Source organism: Devosia sp. (assembly GCF_028290435.1).
In the GTDB taxonomy this organism is placed as follows: Bacteria; Pseudomonadota; Alphaproteobacteria; order Rhizobiales; family Devosiaceae; genus Devosia.
In genome coordinates this window covers 34,882-54,260 of sequence record NZ_JAQGJV010000003.1, presented here as the reverse complement: position 1 = coordinate 54,260, position 19,379 = coordinate 34,882, and the positions used below count along the sequence as shown (strand labels likewise).

General features: G+C 62.9%; 18 protein-coding genes. 14 read left to right on the top strand and 4 right to left on the bottom strand.

The window, feature by feature from the left end:
- Nucleotides 1-34 precede the first annotated feature (34 nt).
- The 3 genes from JWP26_RS00375 to JWP26_RS00365 form a co-directional block, all read right to left on the bottom strand.
- The gene (locus tag JWP26_RS00375) at nucleotides 35-562 is read right to left on the bottom strand and encodes a hypothetical protein (RefSeq protein ID WP_299721796.1); all 528 of its coding nucleotides are present in this window, start codon (nucleotides 560-562) and stop codon (nucleotides 35-37) included.
- Between the two features lie 151 nt (nucleotides 563-713).
- Nucleotides 714-3,137 carry an efflux RND transporter permease subunit gene (locus tag JWP26_RS00370; RefSeq protein ID WP_299721794.1) on the bottom strand — a complete coding sequence of 808 codons (2,424 nt, stop codon included), beginning with the start codon at nucleotides 3,135-3,137 and terminating at the stop codon, nucleotides 714-716.
- Between the two features lie 160 nt (nucleotides 3,138-3,297).
- Nucleotides 3,298-4,182 (bottom strand): NAD(P)H-binding protein, encoded by an 885-nt coding sequence (locus JWP26_RS00365; RefSeq protein WP_299721792.1) that lies wholly within the window; start codon nucleotides 4,180-4,182, stop codon nucleotides 3,298-3,300.
- Nucleotides 4,183-4,326: 144 nt separating this feature from the next.
- On the opposite strand from JWP26_RS00365, the gene JWP26_RS00360 reads away from it, so the two are divergent.
- The 12 genes from JWP26_RS00360 to queA all read left to right on the top strand — a co-directional run bounded on the left by JWP26_RS00360 (nucleotide 4,327) and on the right by queA (nucleotide 16,074).
- A complete protein-coding gene (locus tag JWP26_RS00360) occupies nucleotides 4,327-4,737 on the top strand; it encodes a winged helix-turn-helix transcriptional regulator (RefSeq protein ID WP_367184045.1) in 411 nt (136 codons plus the stop codon).
- Between the two features lie 65 nt (nucleotides 4,738-4,802).
- Nucleotides 4,803-5,609 (top strand): aminoglycoside phosphotransferase family protein, encoded by an 807-nt coding sequence (locus tag JWP26_RS00355; protein WP_299721790.1) that lies wholly within the window; start codon nucleotides 4,803-4,805, stop codon nucleotides 5,607-5,609.
- A gap of 260 nt (nucleotides 5,610-5,869) precedes the next feature.
- Nucleotides 5,870-7,063 (top strand): TCR/Tet family MFS transporter, encoded by a 1,194-nt coding sequence (locus tag JWP26_RS00350; protein ID WP_299721789.1) that lies wholly within the window; start codon nucleotides 5,870-5,872, stop codon nucleotides 7,061-7,063.
- 125 nt (nucleotides 7,064-7,188) lie between these two features.
- Complete coding sequence (gene gyrA / locus JWP26_RS00345) at nucleotides 7,189-10,002, top strand: DNA gyrase subunit A (protein ID WP_299721787.1); 2,814 nt, start codon at nucleotides 7,189-7,191, stop codon at nucleotides 10,000-10,002.
- A gap of 256 nt (nucleotides 10,003-10,258) precedes the next feature.
- Nucleotides 10,259-10,876, top strand: coding sequence for a LysE family translocator (locus JWP26_RS00340; RefSeq protein ID WP_299721785.1), 618 nt, complete (start codon nucleotides 10,259-10,261; stop codon nucleotides 10,874-10,876).
- Entirely contained in the window at nucleotides 10,873-11,352 is a 480-nt protein-coding gene (locus tag JWP26_RS00335; protein WP_299721783.1) for a GNAT family N-acetyltransferase, read from the top strand. The genes JWP26_RS00340 and JWP26_RS00335 overlap by 4 nt, the downstream gene beginning before the upstream one ends.
- Nucleotides 11,349-12,557, top strand: a complete 1,209-nt coding sequence (locus JWP26_RS00330) for an MFS transporter (protein WP_299721781.1) — start codon at nucleotides 11,349-11,351, stop codon at nucleotides 12,555-12,557. The genes JWP26_RS00335 and JWP26_RS00330 overlap by 4 nt, the downstream gene beginning before the upstream one ends.
- 45 nt (nucleotides 12,558-12,602) lie before the next feature.
- On the top strand, nucleotides 12,603-13,097 hold the full coding sequence (gene coaD, locus JWP26_RS00325) for a pantetheine-phosphate adenylyltransferase (RefSeq protein WP_299721779.1): 495 nt from the start codon (nucleotides 12,603-12,605) through the stop codon (nucleotides 13,095-13,097).
- Nucleotides 13,094-13,651, top strand: a complete 558-nt coding sequence (locus JWP26_RS00320) for a peptidylprolyl isomerase (RefSeq protein WP_299721777.1) — start codon at nucleotides 13,094-13,096, stop codon at nucleotides 13,649-13,651. The genes coaD and JWP26_RS00320 overlap by 4 nt, the downstream gene beginning before the upstream one ends.
- A 198-nt stretch (nucleotides 13,652-13,849) precedes the next feature.
- A complete protein-coding gene (locus JWP26_RS00315) occupies nucleotides 13,850-14,329 on the top strand; it encodes a peptidylprolyl isomerase (protein ID WP_299721775.1) in 480 nt (159 codons plus the stop codon).
- Between the two features lie 162 nt (nucleotides 14,330-14,491).
- The gene (locus tag JWP26_RS00310; RefSeq protein ID WP_299721773.1) at nucleotides 14,492-14,941 is read left to right on the top strand and encodes a DMT family transporter; all 450 of its coding nucleotides are present in this window, start codon (nucleotides 14,492-14,494) and stop codon (nucleotides 14,939-14,941) included.
- A gap of 50 nt (nucleotides 14,942-14,991) precedes the next feature.
- Entirely contained in the window at nucleotides 14,992-16,074 is a 1,083-nt protein-coding gene (gene queA, locus JWP26_RS00305; protein ID WP_299721771.1) for a tRNA preQ1(34) S-adenosylmethionine ribosyltransferase-isomerase QueA, read from the top strand.
- Between the two features lie 8 nt (nucleotides 16,075-16,082).
- Here queA and JWP26_RS00300 read toward each other — a convergent pair whose 3' ends face one another.
- Nucleotides 16,083-16,487 (bottom strand): hypothetical protein, encoded by a 405-nt coding sequence (locus JWP26_RS00300; protein WP_299721768.1) that lies wholly within the window; start codon nucleotides 16,485-16,487, stop codon nucleotides 16,083-16,085.
- Between the two features lie 84 nt (nucleotides 16,488-16,571).
- Here JWP26_RS00300 and tgt point away from each other — a divergent pair, with 84 nt between their 5' ends.
- Nucleotides 16,572-17,699 carry a tRNA guanosine(34) transglycosylase Tgt gene (gene tgt / locus JWP26_RS00295; protein ID WP_299721766.1) on the top strand — a complete coding sequence of 376 codons (1,128 nt, stop codon included), beginning with the start codon at nucleotides 16,572-16,574 and terminating at the stop codon, nucleotides 17,697-17,699.
- Between the two features lie 36 nt (nucleotides 17,700-17,735).
- Entirely contained in the window at nucleotides 17,736-19,376 is a 1,641-nt protein-coding gene (gene pgi / locus JWP26_RS00290; protein ID WP_299721764.1) for a glucose-6-phosphate isomerase, read from the top strand.
- Nucleotides 19,377-19,379 lie beyond the last annotated feature (3 nt).

The following is a 19,379-nucleotide window of genomic DNA, read 5'->3' as shown; positions in this document are numbered from 1 at the left end:
GCCGCCCGTTTGCATTTCTAACGCCTGGCGATGCTTATTTGCTGAACGGCACCTGGGCGCGCATGCTTTCGCCGGTGGCGACGTAGACCACCTCGAAGGACACGTTGATCGCGTCGGACGACAGCGTGATATTGGCGGAAATGTTGATTTCCTTGCCTTCTTCATCCTGGTCGCGTTCGCGCAGGTTGAACGCGAGGCCATTGCCGCGCTTCTGGCCGACGGCGATGCCGGTGAAGGTGGCATTAGTGGTCATCGCGGCCTCGAAGCGCTTACTGGCCTCCACATAGGCCAGCGTGCCGTTGATTGCCAGGTTCGTGCCAGCCAGGGTGCAGCGGCCCGAGTAATTGACCTTGTCGCTATTGCCCTCCTTGAGGGACAGGCGGCACACCACGGTTTCCGTATCGGCGCCGGTCAGGGTGCCGCGGCCGCGCCATTCCCCGATATAGGATTTGAGCAGCGCCACATCCGCCGGCGCAGCGAAGGCCGGGGTCGCGGCTGCGCCCAAGGAAACAAGCAGACCGGCGAGCGCGATGCACCGCGACAGGGGTCCGAAAATAGTCATTTGACGACGCCTCCAAGTGAGAATGTGTGCCCCCCGGCTGTATCTGCGCCGGACTTGATAACAAACGCGCAATGATTGCACCATCGCGCCGCTTAAATTGACTGGGTGCCCCCAAATACGCGCCGGCCGTGGCTTTGACGCGAGGCGACGATCACGCCTGTTTGGGATGGGCCACGTCGGTCTTGGTGTCGCCGGTCGGATCGTCCGGCGTCGGTTCGTGATCGGCGGTCCGCACCCGCAAACGGCCCAGCGGATGGAAGAACTTGCCTCCCGCCGCCAGCAGCGACGGCAGGATGAACAGATCGCCCAGCACCGCCAGCGCTAGCGTGATCACGAACAGCGTGCCGAACAGCGCGACTTGGGGCAGGGCGGAGAAGGCCACGATCACCGTGCCCGAGCACAGGATGATGGTGGTCGCCACGATGGCGCCGCCGATGCGGTCCAGCGTGTGCTTGACCGCCTCCATATGGCTGTGCCCTTCCTCGCGCCGCGAATGCAGGTAATGCGACAGGAAATGCACCGTGTCGTCGACAGCGATGCCGAAGGCGATGGTGAGCGCGATTACCGTGGTCAGTTGCAGGCCCTGGCCGCTGAAATAGAGCCAAGCCTCGGTGCCTAGTACCGGGAACAGGTTAGGGATGGCCGATGCCAGCGCCACCCGGAACGATTGGAAGGCGAAGCCGATCAGCGCCAAGTTGACCAGCACCGACATGGTCAGGTCGAGCTGCAGGCCGCGCACGATCTGGTCGGTGGCGAAGGTGGTCATAATGCGGAAGCCGCCAATCTCGGCCCCCTCCACGCCAGATTGCTGCAGCTTGGTATCGATGCGCTCCACCAGTGCCTTGAGATCCTCGGAATCGATGATCGTCGGCATGAAGCCGGTGACCAGCGCCTCCGAGCCATCGGGGGTGACGAAGCGCGACTTGAGCTTGCCCACGGCGTTGAGCACCTCTTCGCGGCTGAAGCCGGTATCGGTGTAATTCGACATGGCGGCGGCGGAGATGACCTTGTTCTTGCCCAGCTCGCTTTCGAGGATTTCGTGGACCTTCTTGATGGTCTCGAAATCCTGCGGGCCCACATTGGGATCGTTCTCCTTCAGCGGCACGCGGATATAGAGCGGCGCGACACCCCCGACACCGGAGTCGATTTCCTCGGCGGCCGAGATGGCGGTGGAATCTTTGGCGACGAAGTCCTCGAACGAAAAGTGCGGCTTGATCAGCGCATAGGGGATGAGCAGCAGCAGCGTGCCCACGATAGCGATGATCGACATCAGACGGCCATAGCGCCGGGCGATGAACCAGGCCAGGGGCAGGGGCGCCGTCAGCACCAGGCTGGAGCGCTTGGGGGCCCTGAAGCCGCGGCGGATGGCGAACTTCAGCAGCAGCGGCATGAACGTCATCAGGCAGGCGAACAGCAGGAAACAGCCCAGCGAGCCGGCGATGGAGAATTCCAGAATGCCCTTGCCCGAGGTGAAGGACAGCGAGGCAAACGAGACCAGCGTGGTCAGCATGGTCAGCGAAGTGGCGGGGCCTACCAGCTTGACCGTGGCGTCCACGGCCTGGTTGGGCTCCATGCCGTCGTCGCGCCAATAGGCCAGCCAGTTGAAGACAAAGAACATCGACTCCGCGAACGAAATCACCAGCACCAGAGTGGTCACGATAATGGTGAGGAACGAAAACGAACCGAAGAACAGTAGCACCATGCCCATGGTCCACATCACGGCGAGGAATGGCGTGGCGGCGACGATCAGCGCGCCGACCAAAGAGCGTAGCGCCAGCAGCGCGATCAGCGCACCGAGCCCAAAGCCCCAGACGGTGAATTTGACCTGGTCGTCGACGGCGGCATTGAGCATTTCGGAGGTCCACACCGGCGGGCCGGTGAGTTCCACTGTCAGGTCTGCCGACTGATAGGGTGCGATGGTCTCGCGCAGCGACGCGATCATCGCTTTGGTGCTGCGCTGCTCTGGCGGCAGTAGGCTATCCGCGTCGCAGGTCGTCTGCGGATGCAGGCTCAACTGGCACGGATTAGGGAACATAATCAGCACCACGCCGGTCAGGTCCGGGGTGATGAGATTGCGCATCATCGGGTCGTTCTGCTGCAGGTCGGTCAGCGCCAGAGCAACCTGCGAAAAGTCGGTCATGCCCTCGGGCACGGAGGGCACGGTACCGCCACTACCATTCGGCTTGCGCAGCGTGAACGGCGACATGGTGCCGACAGCGTAGTCGTTAAGTTCCAGGTCGAACGCCAGATTGCGAACCTGTTCGAGGACGACCGGGTCGGTCAGCTTGGGTGAATTGACCAGCACATAGATGTCGTTTTCAAACGTGCCAAACGTGTCGGCAAGACGCTTGTAGGCGTCGTAGTGCTCGCCCGAATCTGCATAGACGCGCAGCAGGTCGCCATCGACACTGGCCTTGGGCAGTTGGGAAAAACACAGGATCGAGAACAGCAGCACCGCGATGGCGATGGCTCGCGGATAGCGCAGTGTGGTCAGCCCGATATATTCGAGGCCAAAGCCGATGGAGCGATCATAGGTGAAGTGCGCCCACAGGCGCTTGAAGCCAAACCCAGCCAACCGACCCGACTCCGCAGTAACCGCGACAAAGTGGCGCGATTCCTACGGTGTCACTGGGGTTTCGTCTAGCGGGCGGCGGCGATGGACAACAGTTAGTAACAATAATGCATGTACTGCTGCCCATCGACGTCTTGCGAGGCGTAGTATTGGCGGTCTGAACTCAGGCCTTGAGAGCGGCGGCGTTCTCGGCGATGTACGACGCTACCGATTGCGGCGCACGCCCGGAGAAGCGCTCGACCGTGTCCATGACGATATCGTGGAAGCCCGCGGCGGCATCGGTGTCGAACGCCACCAGAAGCTCGGCCATGAATGCGGGAACATGCGCCGCCACCAGGCCGCCCTTGAGTTGTTCGGCGGTCAGGCCGACACGGGTGATTGGCTTGCCCGCAGCCGCCGCCAGCAATGCCGCCACTTCTTCCTGCGTAACCGCACCGGGGCCGGTAACGTCATAGATGGTGCGACCTTCGGCCTGCAGCAGTGCGCCCGCAGCGGCGCGGGCCGTATCGGCGCGCGTGACATAGGCGCGGGCGCGGCCGCCCGTCGCATCGAACCATTGCCCTGATGCCAGGGCCGGCGCGGCACTCATCGAGACGATGAAATCGGTGTAGAGATGATTGCGCAGGAAGGTCCAATCCATGCCCGACGCCGCCAGTGCCTGCTCGGTCCAGAAGTGTTCGATGCCGGCGCCGCCTTCGGGGTTCGGGCGCGGTGTCGGAGCCGACGTATAGACCACATGCTTGACGCCAGCCGCTTCCGCCGCCGCAACCGCTGCCCGCTGCTGTTCGGTGCGCCTGCCGACGGTATCGGTGCTGATCATCAGCACCCGGTCGACGCCGGCGAAGGCGCTCGCCAGGCTTGCCTTGTCATCGAAATCCAGCGCCACGACCTTGACGCCTTTGGCCGCCAGATTCGCTAGCTTGGCCGGATCGCGTGTACCTGCGACGACCTTGGTCGCGCCGCGCGCCAGCAGTTCATCGACCGCCAGCCGCCCGAAATGGCCCGACGCACCGGTTACCAGCAGGGTCTGGTTCTTGAAATCGCTCATAGTCTCACTCCGTGTTGGTCGATCCCCTGCCTTGCGGAAGGCTCCGCCAGAGAGTAAGTATCGATTGGAGAGTGCTATCTAGGACACGTCGGCGCGCGGCGAAAGGAGGCACTTTGAGCGCATAAGCGCACCTTGAGGTAACCTATGCTTGATCGGCTCGACGAAGACACTATCATCAATCAATGGATCGAGGCTTCGGCCGACACGCCCTTCGATATGGAGTGCCCCGTCCGCGGCGTGCTCGACAAGATCAGCGACAAATGGAGCATGCTGCTGGTGATGACCCTGGCAACCGGCCCGCGCCGCTTCAACCAGCTCAAGCGCGACGTGCCCGACATTTCCCAGAAAATGCTGACCCAGACCCTGCGCGACCTGCAGCGCGACGGCATGGTCTCGCGTCAGGTGTTCGATACCAAGCCGCCCTCGGTGGAATACCGCCTGACGCCGATGGGGCAATCCATCATCGTGCCGTTCGGGCATTTGATCCGTTGGGCCAATGCAAACCATCCCGATATCGACGTGGCACGGGCGGAGTATGACGGGGCAGGGGCGTAAGCCAACCCGCTGGTCGAGACCGGCAAGAATCTTGATTTCTGCATGCGCTGCCCCACAATGGCGTCATGACAGAGCAAGATAATCCTACCGACGAGTTGTCGCTGGTTGGCGGCCGGTCGACCGTCACCCGACTGGGAGATGTGGTGTTTCGGCAGGCCGCGCCATGGTCGACAACCACGGCGGCCCTGCTGCGACACTTGGAGCAGGAAGGGTTCGAGTACGCCCCGCGTCTCATCGGCGAAGGCTTTGATGAACACGGGCGCGAGATGCTCACCTTTGTCGAAGGCGAGAGCATCCACCCCAGCCCGTGGGACGACAGCGCATTGCCGGTGTTAGGCGAGATGCTCAGGAAACTGCACATCGCCTCGACATCATTTGTGCCCCCGGCCAATGCCCTATGGCGGCCGTGGTTCGGGCGAGACCTCGGCCAGCCCAGCGTCATCGGCCATTGTGACACCGGCGCATGGAATATCATCGCGCGAGAGCGGTTGCCGGTCGCTTTGATAGATTGGGAAGAAGCTGGGCCGGTCGATCCGATCATCGAGCTGGCGCAGGCCTGCTGGCTCAATGCGCTGCTCTTCGATGACGACCTGGCAGAGGTTCTCGGGCTGGGCTCCGCGGAGGCCAGGGGGCGGCAGGCGAAGATGCTGCTCGATGGCTATGAGTTGCCACGGTCCCGTCGCCTGGGGTTCGTTGGCGAGATGCGGGACTTCGCCATCCGCAGCGCCGCCAATGAAGCCGTAGAAGCAAAGGTCACGCCGGACAGCACCGACCCAACGCCGTTATGGGCCGTGACCTGGCGAGCCCGCAGTGCCGCGTGGATGGTCAAGCACCACGACACCCTCGAGCGCATCGTCACCGCGCCGTCCTGAGTAAAATGGCTTGCGGCATCCTTTCGCCGGGCGTATGTGGTCGGTTATCGCGAAAAGCGACCACTTCCCTTGATCCGCTTAGTGGCGGAGTAAACAGGTGGACGAATAGTCGTCCAGGCGGTCAAGCACACGCCCTCCATGCGCCTTTTGGCATGGTCGGCCAGCGTTTCCAAAATCCCCATGCCTGACATCGATCAGGCCTCATCGCACGCCATCGGCGCCGTTCGGCGCTGCATGTCCGTGCCGACCGGAAACACGCCATGAACAAACCACTTGTCGTCATCTACACTGCCATTGTCCTCGATGCAGTGGGCATCGGCCTTATCTTTCCCATCCTGCCAACGCTGCTGGCCGAGGTGACCCACGCCGGCAACGTGGCGACCTATATCGGCATCATGACGGCCCTCTATGCGGCCATGCAGTTCATTTTCGCGCCCGTGCTCGGCTCGCTCAGCGACCGGCTGGGGCGCCGCCCGGTACTGCTGATCTCGCTGGCCGGGGCGGCCGTCAATTACCTGTTCCTCGCCTTTGCACCCAGTCTCTGGCTGCTGCTGCTCGGGCGCGCCATTGCCGGCCTGACCAGCGCCAATACCTCCGTCGCGGCGGCCTACATCACCGACATTTCCCCCGAGGACAAGCGGGCGCGCCGCTTCGGGCTGCTCAACGCCATGTTCGGCATCGGCTTCATCATCGGGCCGGTTCTCGGCGGCCTGCTGGGCGACTATTGGGTGCGGCTGCCGTTCATCGCGGCGGCCGTGCTGAACGGGGCCAACCTGCTGCTCGCTTTCTTCATGCTGCCGGAGTCGCGGACCCCGACCCGCGAGAAAATCGCCTTCTCAGCGCTCAACCCGCTGCGGCCGCTGCGCTGGGTGTTTTCGCTGAAGAGTCTGCTGCCGATCGTGCTGATCTTCTTCATCTTCAGCGGCACCGGCGAAGTCTACGGCACTTGCTGGGCGCTGTGGGGCAATGACGCGTTCGGCTGGAACGGGCTGTGGATCGGGCTATCGCTCGGTGCCTATGGCGTCTGCCAGACGCTGGCGCAGGCCTTCCTGCCCGGCCCGGCGGTCAAGCTGCTCGGCGAGCGCGGCGCCATCCTGACCGGGATCGCCGGCGCCTCGGTTGCGCTGATCGTGCTGGCCTTCGCCCATGACGGCTGGGTGGTCTTCGCCATCATGCCGATCATGGTGCTGGGTGGTATCGGCGTGCCGGCGCTGCAATCGCTGGCGACGCGGCAGGTCGACGAGAGCCAGCAGGGACAGTTCCAGGGCGTGCTGCAATCGGCGGTGAGCCTGTCTTCGATCATCGCGCCGCTGGCGTTCTCGAGCCTTTATTTCGTGTTCCGCGAGGAGTGGCCCGGCGCGATCTGGCTCTCGGTCGTCGTGGTTTACGTGATGATCGTGCCGCTGGTGCTCGGCTTGCGATTCAACAAGCCGGCCACGGCTCCAGCGACGTAAGGCGGCGTTTTCCGGAGATGGACTTGCAGGGATGCCTATCCACAGGCTGACGGCCTCGAAAATTGGCATTCCTGCCCATAATCGCCTATATAAATAGCCAGTTCGAACAACATAGAATCACCCCAGTGACAGATACGCCCGATGACGGGGCCGGCGCGCTGCCGCCGTCCGATATTACGCTGATTTCGATCACCGACGAGATGCGCAAATCCTATCTCGATTACGCCATGAGCGTGATCGTGAGCCGGGCGCTGCCCGATGTGCGCGATGGTCTCAAGCCCGTGCATCGCCGTATCCTGTTCTCCATGAGCGAGAATGGCTACGAGTGGAACAAGCCCTATCGCAAGTCGGCGCGTGTGGTCGGCGACGTGATCGGTAAGTATCACCCGCATGGCGATCAATCGGTCTACATGGCGCTGGTCCGCATGGCCCAGGACTTTTCCATGGGGCAGTTGCTGATCGAAGGGCAGGGCAATTTCGGCTCTGTCGACGGCGATATGCCAGCGGCGATGCGGTACACCGAAGTGCGCATGCAGCGCATCACCGGTAACCTGCTCGACGATCTGGACAAGGACACCGTCGATTTCCGCGACAACTATGACGGCTCCGAGCACGAGCCCGTCGTGCTGCCGGCGCGGTTTCCCAATATGCTGGTCAATGGCGGCGGCGGCATCGCCGTGGGCATGGCCACCAATATCCCGACCCATAACCTCGCCGAGGTCATCGAGGCCACGCTGCTGGTGCTCGACCAGCAGCATGTGACCACCGAAGACCTGATGGCCGTCATGCCCGGCCCCGATTTCCCCACCGGCGGCATTATCCTGGGCCGCCACGGCATCCGCTCGGCCTACGAGACCGGCCGCGGCGGCGTGATGATGCGCGGTCGTGTCGCCATCGAGGAAATCCGCAAGGAGCGCGAAGCGCTCATCATCACCGAATTGCCGTATCAGGTGAACAAGGCGCTGATGGTCGAGAAGATCGCCGATCTTGTGCGCGAAAAACGCATCGAAGGCATCGCCGACATGCGCGACGAATCTTCGCGCGAGGGCATGCGCGTGGTCATCGAGATCAAGCGCGATGCGCTGCCCGATGTCGTGCTGAACCAGCTCTATCGGTTCACGCCGCTGCAATCCTCGTTCGGCTGCAATTTCGTGGCGCTGAACGGCGGCAAGCCGCAGCTGATGAACCTGATGGAAATCCTCGTGGCCTTCATCGCCTTCCGCGAGGAAGTGGTGACGCGCCGCGCCCGGTTCATGCTCAACAAGGCGCGTGACCGCGCCCATATCCTGGTCGGCCTGGCTGTGGCTGTGGCCAATATCGACGAAGTCATCGCCCTGATCCGTACCGCGCCCGATCCGGCGACGGCACGCGAGCAGTTGATGACCCGCCGCTGGCCTGCCAGCGACGTCGCGCCGCTGATCGCGCTGATCGACGATCCGCGCCATCGCATCAACGAAGACGGCACGTTCAACCTGTCCGAGGAACAGGCTCGCGCCATTCTCGAACTGCGTCTGGCGCGTTTGACCGCGCTGGGTCGTGACGAAATCGGCGACGAACTCAATGGCTTGGGCACCGAAATCGCCGACTATCTCGATATCCTGCGCTCGCGCGAGCGGGTGATCACCATCATCCGCGACGAGTTGACCTCGATCCGCGATCAGTATGGTACGCCGCGCAAGACCGAAATCACCGATAGCGCCGCCGATTTCGAGGACGAAGACCTGATCGCCCGCGAGGATATGGTCGTCACCGTGACCCATGGCGGTTACATCAAGCGCGTACCGCTCTCGACTTATCGGGCGCAGAACCGCGGTGGCAAGGGCCGTTCGGGTATGGCCACGCGCGACGAGGATTTCGTCAGCCGCCTGTTCGTCGCCAATACACACACGCCGATCCTGTTCTTCACCAGCCGTGGCATTGTCTACAAGCTCAAGGTCTGGCGCCTGCCTTTGGCGGCCGCCAATGCCCGTGGCAAGGCGCTGATCAATATCCTGCCGCTGGAGCAGGGCGAGCGCATCACCTCGATCATGCCCATGCCCGAGGATGAAGGCACCTGGGCCGATCTCGACATCATGTTCGCCACCGATCGCGGCACGGTGCGCCGCAACTCGCTGGCCGACTTCGTCGAAGTGCGCCAGAACGGCAAGATCGCCATGAAGCTGGACGAGGGCGACGGCATTATCGGCGTCGATACCTGCTCGGCCGCCGACGACGTGCTGCTGACCACCGCCCAGGGCCAGGCGATCCGCTTCCAGGTCGATGAAGTGCGCGTCTTCAAGGGCCGCGACTCCACCGGCGTGCGCGGCATCCAGCTGGCCGAAGGCGATATCGTCATCTCGATGGCGATCATCCGGCACTTCGACGCTGTGTCCGAAGAGCGGGTCGCCTATCTCAAGATGAGCCGCGCGGTGCGTGGCGAAGGCGATAGCGAAGAGAACGCGACCGACGATGCCGAAGAGGCGGTGGTCGCGGGCGAATTGGGCCAGGACCGCTATGTCGCGATGAGCGAAGCCGAGCAGTTCATCCTGACAATCTCGGAAAACGGCTATGGCAAGCGCACGTCGAGCCACGAATACCGCATCACCGGGCGCGGCGGCAAAGGCATCACCGCCATGGCCGTCAACAAGCGTAACGGCAAGCTGATCGCTTCCTTCCCGGTGGCTGACGAGGACCAGATCATGCTGGTCACCGACAAGGGCCAGATGACCCGCATGCCCGTCGAGGGCAAGAAGCCGATCCGCATCGTCTCGCGCGGCAGCCAGGGCGTCATCGTGTTCGATACCGCCGAGGACGAAAAGGTGGTCTCGGTGGAACGCATCAGCGAGCCCGAGGACGACGAAGAGGGCGATGCCCCCGAGGCAGTCGATACGCCCGATGCGCCGGACGGTTCGGATGGTCCGGAGGCGCCTGACGCACCGGATGAACCGGCAGCTGATTGAGGAATTTGAGGGGCGCTCCGGCGCCCTTCTTCTTGGGTGAGATTCCCCCTCATCCGGCGCTACGCGCCACCTTCTCCCCGACGGGGAGAAGAATAGGAAGCACCATGCTCCCAGAATTCCTCTCCCCATCGGGGAGAGGGTGGCCGAGCGAAGCGGAGGCCGAGTGAGGGGGAAGCCCTCGGCAGACCCAGTCCTTTCGATCACCCCTTGCCAACTTCCTTATCGCCTGTCTTTCCTTGTCCCCGAGGAGTCTCCCATGATTAATACAGCCATCCTGCTGCCCTATATTATCGCCTGCATCCTGTTCGCCGTCATTCCCGGACCATCGGTCTCCGTGGTCATCGCCAATTCGCTGGCGGGCGGTACGCGGGCCGGGTTGTTCACCATTCTCGGCACCGAATTGAGCATGCTCAGCATGGTCTTCGTCGTCGCCATTGGCCTCGAAGCCGTGATGACCCTCGTCTCCGGCGCCTTCGAAATCATCAAGCTGGCCGGCGCCGCCTACCTGATCTGGATCGGTTGGAAAATGCTTCGTTCGACCGGCGAATTGCAGTTCAATGCGGGAGATCGCCTGCCGATCGGTCGCTATATCTGGCAGGGCATGCTTGTCAGTTGGTCAAATCCCAAGACCCTACTGTTCCTCAGCGCCTTCCTGCCCCAGTTCATCGACATGAGCCGTCCGGCCTTTGGCCAGATCATGATCCTCGGCCTCATTACCATGACCGTCGCCACGCTGAGCGACAGCGTCTACGCCGTCGCGGCCGGCCAGATGCGCCACCTGCTCACTGCCGCCCGCGTTCGCATGGTCAACCGGGTCTCGGGCGCCATCCTGATGTGCGGCGGCGTCTGGCTCGCGCTGCAAAGGCGGGCATGACCCTCGATATAGTCAATCTCCGCGACGCCGGGGAGTTTTTCCCCGCCGTCGCCGATCGCATCTGGCGCGCCTGGTGGAAGTCGGGCGGAACGGCGCTGGCGGAGCTTGAAGAAAGACTGTCCGACGTCGTCGCCGCCACCGATTTCCCGTTTACCCTGGTGGCCAATGCCGATGGCCGCTTCGCTGGCACGGTAACGGCGATAGCCTCCGATCTTGAGGAACGTCCCGACCTGACTCCATGGATCGCTGCGCTCTGGGTTGAGCCGGACGACCGAGGCGGCGGGCTGGCGCGGGCGCTGGTGGAGCGGGCGGTCCAGGCTTTGTTCGATCAGCGCCACGCCCAAGTCTATCTCTACGCCAATGCGCCGATGCGGTCGTTCTATCTCGGTCTTGGCTGGACCTTGCTTGAGGAGCAGGTCGGTCAGCATGGCGTCGATATTTTCGTCCGCTACGCACCCGGACGCCATCCGGCATGACGCGCGGCAAAACCGGCTACCGCGCGCTGCTCGCTTTGCGGGTGCCCCGGCGGTTGGCGCTGGCGAGCATTCCGGCGGATTTTGCGGATTGGCTCGACTATGCGGCGGTCGTCGCACTGCTGGTATTTGCCTGGGGCGAGGGGCCTTTCGTGCTGGCGCTGTTCGGTTTTGCGCTGACGCTGCCCTATATAGCCATCGGCCCGCTGTTGGCGGTCTATATTGATCGGACGCCGCTGGGCCGGGTGCTGGTGCTGTCCAATCTGGGGCGGGGCTTGACCACGCTGGCGCTGGTTTTCGCCAGCAACACACCGCTGGTGCTGCTTCTGGTCTTCGTCCGGTCGTCGGTGGATTCCGCATTCACCCCGGCGCGGCAGGCGGCCATTCAGGCTTCGACGCCGCCCGAACTGTTGGCCAGTGCCAATGGCCTGCATCAGGCGATCAATCAGACCTCCAAGATTGCCGGCCCTGCGCTCGGTGGGCTGCTGCTGGCTTTCATCCCGGCGCAGTCCGTGTTTGGGCTCAACGCGGTGCTGTCGCTGGTGGCGGCACTGAGCCTGATCCGTCTCAACCTGCCGCAACGTGAGGCTCGCGCACCATCCGATCTGCGCACGGAAATCACAGCCGGCGTCGCCGAGTTTCGCCGCAACCGACGCCTGTTGCTGGCGCTGGTGTTCTCCGCTGTCGCGTATTTCGCGTTCTTTCTCTACGACGCGCTGATTGCGCTGCTGGCCGCGGATTTCGGGCTTGGCGCCACGGCGTTCGGTGTCGGTATCGCGGCATCGGGGGCAGGCGGGTTGATCGGCGCGCTGGTCGCCGGACGCCTTGCCAGCCATCCCATTGCCTGCATGACCTGGTCGGCAGTGTTTTCCGGTTGCGTCACCATAGCCATCGCCTTGGCCGCCATGGCTCATATTGGGGTGCCGGCCTGGCTTTATTTCCTCGCGCTGGGCCTGATGGGCGGCTCCACTGCCTTCATGCTGGTGCCTTATCGAACCATCGTGCAGGCCGAGACGCCGCCCGACCGCATTGCGCGGGTCTTCGCGACCGGCGAGGCGCTGATTACCGCGGTGATGCTGTCCGCACCCTTCATCGGCAGCGTGATCGCCACGGCGTATGGAACCGGCGCCGCCTTTCTCAGCGGCGGCGCGCTGGTGCTGCTGCTTGGCCTCGTCACCGCCGCCACGATGCTGCGCCGCTTGCCTTGACTCACCCACCATGACAAAACCCGACGACACTTTGGGGAGGGCACAATGAGCAAATTGGTGGGCTTTTATCCCGGCTCGTTCGATCCGGTGACCAATGGCCATCTCGACGTCATCGAGCGGGCCTGCAAGCTGGTCGATACGCTGGTTGTCGCGGTCGGGATCAATTCCGGCAAGAAGACGCCGCTGTTCGCCCATGAGGACCGCTTGGCGCTGCTCGAGCAGGTGCTGGCGCCGGTCGGCAAGCGCACCGATACCGAGTTCAAGATTGTCGACTTCGGTGGGCTGATGGTCACGGCCGCGCGCGAGCATGGCGCCAAGCTGATCATCCGCGGCCTGCGCGACACCACCGACTATAATTACGAGATGCAGATGGTCGGCATGAACGCCCAGATGGCGCCCGATCTGCAGACTGTTTTCTTGCCATCCAGCCCGCCCGTGCGGCACATCTCGGCCACATTGGTGCGCCAGATAGCCGAGATGGGCGGCGACATTTCCGCCTTCGTCCCGCAGCTTGTTCTCAAGGCCCTGAAATCAAAATGATCGCTGTTTCCCGCCGTCTGTTCGGTGCGCTCGCCATTGCCGCTGCCACCGTTTTCGCCGCTCCCGCCTGGGCCCAGACGCCCGCCGGCACACCCCATCTGATCCTGACGCTGCCCAAGGGCGATGTCGATATCGAGCTGCTGCCCGACCTGGCGCCCGCCCATGTCGAGCGCATCGTTACCCTGACCAATCAGGGTTTTTATAACGGCCTCAAGTTCCACCGCGTCATCGATGGCTTCATGGCCCAGACCGGTGATCCGAAGGGCGACGGCACCGGCGGTTCGGACCTGCCGGACCTCAAGGCCGAATTCACCAATTCGGTTTCATTCCAGCGCGGCGTGCTCGGCATGGCCCGCGCGTCCGACCCCGATAGCGCCAATTCGCAGTTCTTCATCACCTATGCGGATGCCAGCTTCCTCGATGGCCAGTACACCGTGTTCGGCAAAGTCGTTTCCGGCATGGAAGCTGTCGATGCGCTGAAGAAGGGCACCGACCAGAGCGGCGTCGTCGACGGTCCGGACAGCATCATCTCGGCCAAGATCGAATATAAGTAAGCGCACCCCCACCTAACCTCCCCCTGAAGGGGGAGGAACCGTTTGTGGCGTGGCAATATTGCGTGACGAAACGCGGTCTGTTCCTCCCCCTTCCAGGGGGAGGCTAGGTGGGGGTAGTGCGCGGCCCGCCTTGCACCGCAAGCCCATTCCCCTTACATGCGCACCACGCATTCAATAAAAACTCAGAAAGTGAGCCCCATGGCCGATTACGCTGATCCCGAAAACACCCTCGTCATCGAAACCACCAAGGGCAATGTCGTCATCGCCCTGCGCCCTGACCTAGCCCCGAACCATGTCGCCCACATCAAGAAGCTGGCGCGCGAGAAGTTCTACGACAACATCGTGTTCCACCGCGTCATCGACGGCTTCATGGCCCAGACCGGCGATCCGCGCGGCACCGGCACCGGCGGCTCGAAGTACCCGGACCTGAAGCAGGAATTTTCGGCCGAGCCGCACGTTCGCGGCACCGCCTCGATGGCCCGCTCGTCCAATCCCGACAGCGCCAATTCGCAGTTCTTCATCTGCTTTGCCGACGCGCCCTTCCTCAACAAGCAGTATACTGTTTGGGGCAATGTCATCGAAGGCATGGAAAACGTCGACCAGATCAAGCGCGGCGAGCCCGTGCAGAACCCCGACAAGATGGTCACCGTCCGCGTTGCGGCTGATCTGACCGAGTAACGCGACTACCCCCACCCATCCTCCCCCTGCAGGGGGGAGGAGCCGTCTTGTGGTGGGACTGAGATCCTGCCCCAAGAGTGGCGCGTTCCTCCCCCTAGCAGGGGGAGGTTAGGTGGGGGTGCTTTCAATCTATCTGATACCCCGAGAACCCGAGTGCGCCCCATGCAAACCATCTTGTGGACCCTGCTAGGCGTTATCGCCGGTGCCTGCATCGCCACGCAGGGGCCGATCAATGTCCAGCTGGGCAAGGGCCTGGGCCTGCCGATCGCGGCGGCGGCCATGTCGTTCCTCGCGGGCGCGATCATTCTTTGGGTCGTGACCCTGGTGTTTGCCAAGGTGCAGGGCACGAGCATCAATTTCAGCGGTCCCGCGCCTTGGCTATTTGTAGCCGGCGGCGCGCTGGGCACGGTCTACGTGACCAGTTCGGTCTTTCTGACCCCGATGATCGGCGCGACCGCCGTCATGGGCTTGGCCATTGCCGGCCAATTGCTCGCCGGCCTGACGCTGGACCGCGTTGGCTTCATGGGTATTGCGGTGCGTGAGATCACCCTTGGGCGTGCTGCTGGCGCTGCGCTGCTAGTTGCAGGCGCCATCATGATCCGCGTGCTTTAGCCGCCACTCAAATCTCGCCTTATGGCCGTCCGCCATGCTAACCACGCCTTATGCGTGTTTCCGATTTCGACTTCGAGCTTCCCGAATCCCTCATTGCGCTCCATCCGGCGGAGCCGCGCGATAGCGCGCGCATGCTGGTGGTGGACCCGGTCCACAGGCTGTCCGATCGCCATATTCCCGATCTGCTCTGGCTGCTGAAGCCAGGCGACGTGCTGGTGGTCAACGATACCCGCGTGCTGCCCGCCGAACTGCGCGGCACCCGCATTCGCGGCGATAACCGCGCGTCGGTGTCGTTCAACCTGCATAAGCGCGACGATGCCCATACCTGGCGCGCCTTTGCCCGCCCGGCCAAGCGGTTGGCGCTGCTCGACCGGCTCGAACTCGGCAATGGCGACGGCACGGCGCTGACGGCTCGGGTCGCGGGCAGGGGCGAAACCGGCGAAGTCACGCTGGAATTCGACCTTGGCGGCGCCGCGTTGGACGAGGCGATCAAATCGCACGGCGCCATGCCGCTGCCGCCCTATATCGGCGCCAAGCGCGGCATCGAGGAACGCGACAAGACTGACTATCAGACAGTCTATGCGGCCCATGATGGCGCGGTCGCCGCGCCCACAGCGGGGCTGCATTTCACTGAGGAGCTACTGCAAAAACTTGGCGATCACGGCGTCACCATCGAGCGCGTCACTCTGCATGTTGGGGCAGGGACCTTCCTGCCGATGAAGGCCGAGGACACGGACGATCATGTCATGCACGCCGAATGGGGTGAGATCGACGAGGCGACCACCGAGCGTATTCTGGCCGCCAAGGCCGCTGGAGGGCGTGTCGTCGCCGTTGGCACCACGAGCCTGCGCCTGCTCGAATCCGCGTCAGTGCGTACCGGCGTGCTCGCCCCCTTCAGCGCCGATACCTCGATCTTCATCACCCCCGGCTTTCGCTTCAAGACGGTCGACGTGCTGATGACCAATTTCCATCTGCCCAAATCGACGCTGTTCATGCTGGTCAGCGCGTTTGCCGGGATGGACACGATGCGCGAGGCGTATCAGCACGCCATCGCCGAGGGGTATCGGTTTTATTCGTACGGGGACTCGTCGCTGCTGCTGCGAGCGGAAATGCCGGAAGACGATGGGCTCTAGTTCGCGCCCTAGTCCAGCGTTAGCTCACCGGTGAAGCCGCAGGCGGCGCCATGGTACTGCATGCAGCCGGGGCCCTCCTCGATTACCAGCTTGCCGTTCTTGAAGGTCATGGCGACTTCGCAATATTCATCGCTGAATTCGTCCGCTGGGTCGTAGTCTTCGTTGGAGGCGTAGAAGGTGCCGCCGGTGCGGTTTAGTTCGGCGCTGCCGCTGACCTCACCAGAGCAACCGCCCATGCCGTCTTCGATCGGCGTCGCTGTCGACAGCTCGATGTCGGTAAAGCCGTCGGCGCCGGGCGCTTGGATAACCGCCGTCAGATCGCCCTCACCACTGCCCGAATAGCTGCCTTCCTGGGCGTAGACGGCGGTGCTCAGGGCCATGAAAATCACGGCGGCGGACAATAGGCGAAGCATGGGCAACCTCGGCGTTCGCGCGTGGCCATAATCGGCTGCACGCAATGGTTGTTACCATTGGCGCGACCAGCTAGAAACCCCGCCATGAAACAAGTGACTTTTACCCTTTCCGCCACGGATGGCATGGCGCGGCGCGGCCGTATCGATACGCCGCGCGGGGACATCCAGACCCCAGCTTTCATGCCGGTGGGGACGCTCGGCACCGTCAAGGCGATGTATCCTGAACAGGTGCGCGAAACCGGCGCCGATATTCTGCTGGGCAATACCTATCACCTGATGCTGCGGCCGGGTGCCGAGCGCGTCGCCGGGCTGGGTGGCCTGCACACGTTCATGGACTGGCAGCGCCCGATCCTGACCGATAGCGGCGGCTTCCAGGTCATGTCACTGGCGAAGTTGCGCAAGCTGACCGAGAAGGGCGTGACGTTCAAATCGCATATCGATGGCTCCGCCTATGAGCTAACGCCGGAGCGCTCGATCGAAATCCAAACGCTGCTGGATAGCGACATCATCATGCAGCTCGACGAGTGCATCGCGCTGCCTGCGGAGTACAAGGAGATGGAGCGCGCCATGGAGCTGTCGCTCCGCTGGGCCGATCGCTCCAAGACCGCGTTCAACAACCAGCAGAACCGCGCACTGTTCGGCATCGTGCAGGGCGGCGATAATGCCGAACTGCGTGCCCGTTCGGCTGCTGGGCTGACCTCCATCGGCTTTGACGGCTACTCGGTGGGTGGCCTTGCCGTGGGCGAGCCTCAGGAAGTGATGTTCCGCGTCATCGAGGACATCACGCCGGAATTGCCGACCGATCGGCCGCGCTATCTGATGGGCGTCGGCAAGCCGGACGACATTCTGGGCACCATCGGGCGGGGCATCGACATGTTCGATTGCGTCCACCCGACCCGCGCCGGCCGTCATGGCCATGTTTATAGCCGGTTCGGCGTCATCAACCTGAAGAATGCCCGGCATAAGGATGATCATCGTCCCATCGACGAGGCGTCGCCCAATTCCAATTGCCGCCGTTTTTCGCGCGCCTATCTTCACCATCTGGTCAGGACTGAAGAGATTTTAGGGGCGATGATCCTTTCGCAGATCAACCTGGCCTATTATCAAGAGCTGGTCCAAGGCGCCCGCGCGGCAATCGAGACCAACAGTTTTTCCGACTACGCCGCAGCGACCCGTTCAGCATGGGACGCCGGCGACCTGCCACCACTCTAATTTCCGTTCATTTGCGGTCAGCAAAGGTTTATCGACATGGCTAAATCAGGACGCAAGGCCAGTTTCGCGTCGCTCGACAAGCACCGCAAGCGCCTCGCGGAGACGCCGATGCGCGTCCAGTTCGCGATCGATCCGAACCGTTTCAAGCGCTATTCCGCCACGGCCGGCGACCTGCTGCTCGACTATTCCAAGAACCGCATCGATGAAGACGTGATGGCCGCCCTGTTCGACCTGGCGCGCGCTGCCGGGGTCGAGGAACGCCGCACCCAGATGTGCGAAGGCGAGCACATCAACATCACCGAAGACCGCGCCGTGATGCATATGGCGCTTCGCTATCAGGGCGACAAGCCGGTGCCGGTCGACGGCCAGGATGTCATGCCCGATATCCGCGCGGTGCTGAGCCATATCGAGAGCTATACCAATGACGTCCGCAACGGCGTCATCCGCAGCCATACCAATGAGCAAATCACCGATGTGGTGAACATCGGCATCGGCGGCTCCGACCTCGGCCCGGCCATGCTCACACTGGCGCTTGAGCCCTATACCCGCGCCGATCTGCGCGTGCATTACGTCTCCAACGTCGACGGCGCCCATATCCACGATACCCTCAAGCGATTGAAGCCGCAGACGACGATGTTCATCATCGCCTCCAAGACCTTCACCACCGACGAAACCATGACCAATGCCGCCTCGGCCCGGACATGGATCGCCGATGCGCTAGGCGACGCCGCGGTCAGCGATCATTTCGCCGCCGTTTCGACAAATATCGAGGCCTGCAAGGGCTTTGGCATTCGTGAAGACCGTATTTTTGGCTTCTGGGATTGGGTCGGCGGGCGCTATTCGATCTGGTCTGCCATCGGCCTGCCGGTGGCGCTGGCCGTCGGCTACGAGAATTTCGCCAAGATTCTCAAGGGCGCTGACGCGATGGATCAGCACTTCTTGACCACGCCGCTGGAACAAAATCTTCCCGTCATCCTCGGCCTGCTCGGCGTCTGGTATCGCAATGCCTGGGGTTTTTCGACCCAGGCCGTGATCCCATACGACCAGCGCCTCTCGCGCCTGCCGGCATACCTGCAGCAGCTCGACATGGAGAGCAACGGCAAGGCGGTAACGCTGGCCGGCAAGCCTGTCGGCTGGTCTACCGGACCCATCGTTTGGGGCGAGCCGGGCACCAATGGCCAGCACGCTTTCTTCCAACTGATCCATCAGGGGACCGACGTCATCCCCACCGATTTCCTGATCGCCGCCAAGCCGCATGAGAGCCTGCCGCCGCATCACGACAAGCTGGTCGCCAATGTGCTGGCGCAGTCTGAAGCGCTGATGCTGGGCAAGACCGAGGAAGAAGTCGTGCTCGAACTCAAGGCCCAGGGCATTGATAAGGCAAAGATCAAAGAGCTGGCGCCGCATAAGGTGTTTCCAGGCAATCGCCCGTCCAACACCTTGTTCTATCCGCAACTGACGCCCGAAATGCTGGGCTCGCTGGTGGCCATGTATGAGCACAAGGTGTTCGTGCAGGGCGTTATCTGGAACATCAATTCCTATGACCAGTGGGGCGTTGAGCTGGGTAAGCAGCTCGCCAAGGCCTTGTTGCCAAAGGTAAAGGGCGAGGCCAGCAGCGATGGGCACGACAGCTCCACCAAGGGCCTGCTGGGCTACTACCTGAGCCACAAGGGTTGATCA

Excerpts from the sequence above, each read along its gene's own strand:
- JWP26_RS00360 (WP_367184045.1), top strand. The coding sequence starts at position 4,327 with ATGCTTGATCGGCTCGACGAAGACACTATCATCAATCAATGGATCGAG.
- JWP26_RS00310 (WP_299721773.1), top strand. The coding sequence starts at position 14,492 with ATGCAAACCATCTTGTGGACCCTGCTAGGCGTTATCGCCGGTGCCTGC.
- JWP26_RS00300 (WP_299721768.1), bottom strand. The coding sequence starts at position 16,487 with ATGCTTCGCCTATTGTCCGCCGCCGTGATTTTCATGGCCCTGAGCACC.
- JWP26_RS00350 (WP_299721789.1), top strand. The coding sequence starts at position 5,870 with ATGAACAAACCACTTGTCGTCATCTACACTGCCATTGTCCTCGATGCA.
- JWP26_RS00355 (WP_299721790.1), top strand. The coding sequence starts at position 4,803 with ATGACAGAGCAAGATAATCCTACCGACGAGTTGTCGCTGGTTGGCGGC.
- pgi (WP_299721764.1), top strand. The coding sequence starts at position 17,736 with ATGGCTAAATCAGGACGCAAGGCCAGTTTCGCGTCGCTCGACAAGCAC.
- queA (WP_299721771.1), top strand. The coding sequence starts at position 14,992 with ATGCGTGTTTCCGATTTCGACTTCGAGCTTCCCGAATCCCTCATTGCG.
- coaD (WP_299721779.1), top strand. The coding sequence starts at position 12,603 with ATGAGCAAATTGGTGGGCTTTTATCCCGGCTCGTTCGATCCGGTGACC.
- JWP26_RS00365 (WP_299721792.1), bottom strand. The coding sequence starts at position 4,182 with ATGAGCGATTTCAAGAACCAGACCCTGCTGGTAACCGGTGCGTCGGGC.
- JWP26_RS00340 (WP_299721785.1), top strand. The coding sequence starts at position 10,259 with ATGATTAATACAGCCATCCTGCTGCCCTATATTATCGCCTGCATCCTG.
- JWP26_RS00315 (WP_299721775.1), top strand. The coding sequence starts at position 13,850 with ATGGCCGATTACGCTGATCCCGAAAACACCCTCGTCATCGAAACCACC.
- JWP26_RS00330 (WP_299721781.1), top strand. The coding sequence starts at position 11,349 with ATGACGCGCGGCAAAACCGGCTACCGCGCGCTGCTCGCTTTGCGGGTG.
- JWP26_RS00320 (WP_299721777.1), top strand. The coding sequence starts at position 13,094 with ATGATCGCTGTTTCCCGCCGTCTGTTCGGTGCGCTCGCCATTGCCGCT.
- JWP26_RS00375 (WP_299721796.1), bottom strand. The coding sequence starts at position 562 with ATGACTATTTTCGGACCCCTGTCGCGGTGCATCGCGCTCGCCGGTCTG.
- tgt (WP_299721766.1), top strand. The coding sequence starts at position 16,572 with ATGAAACAAGTGACTTTTACCCTTTCCGCCACGGATGGCATGGCGCGG.
- JWP26_RS00335 (WP_299721783.1), top strand. The coding sequence starts at position 10,873 with ATGACCCTCGATATAGTCAATCTCCGCGACGCCGGGGAGTTTTTCCCC.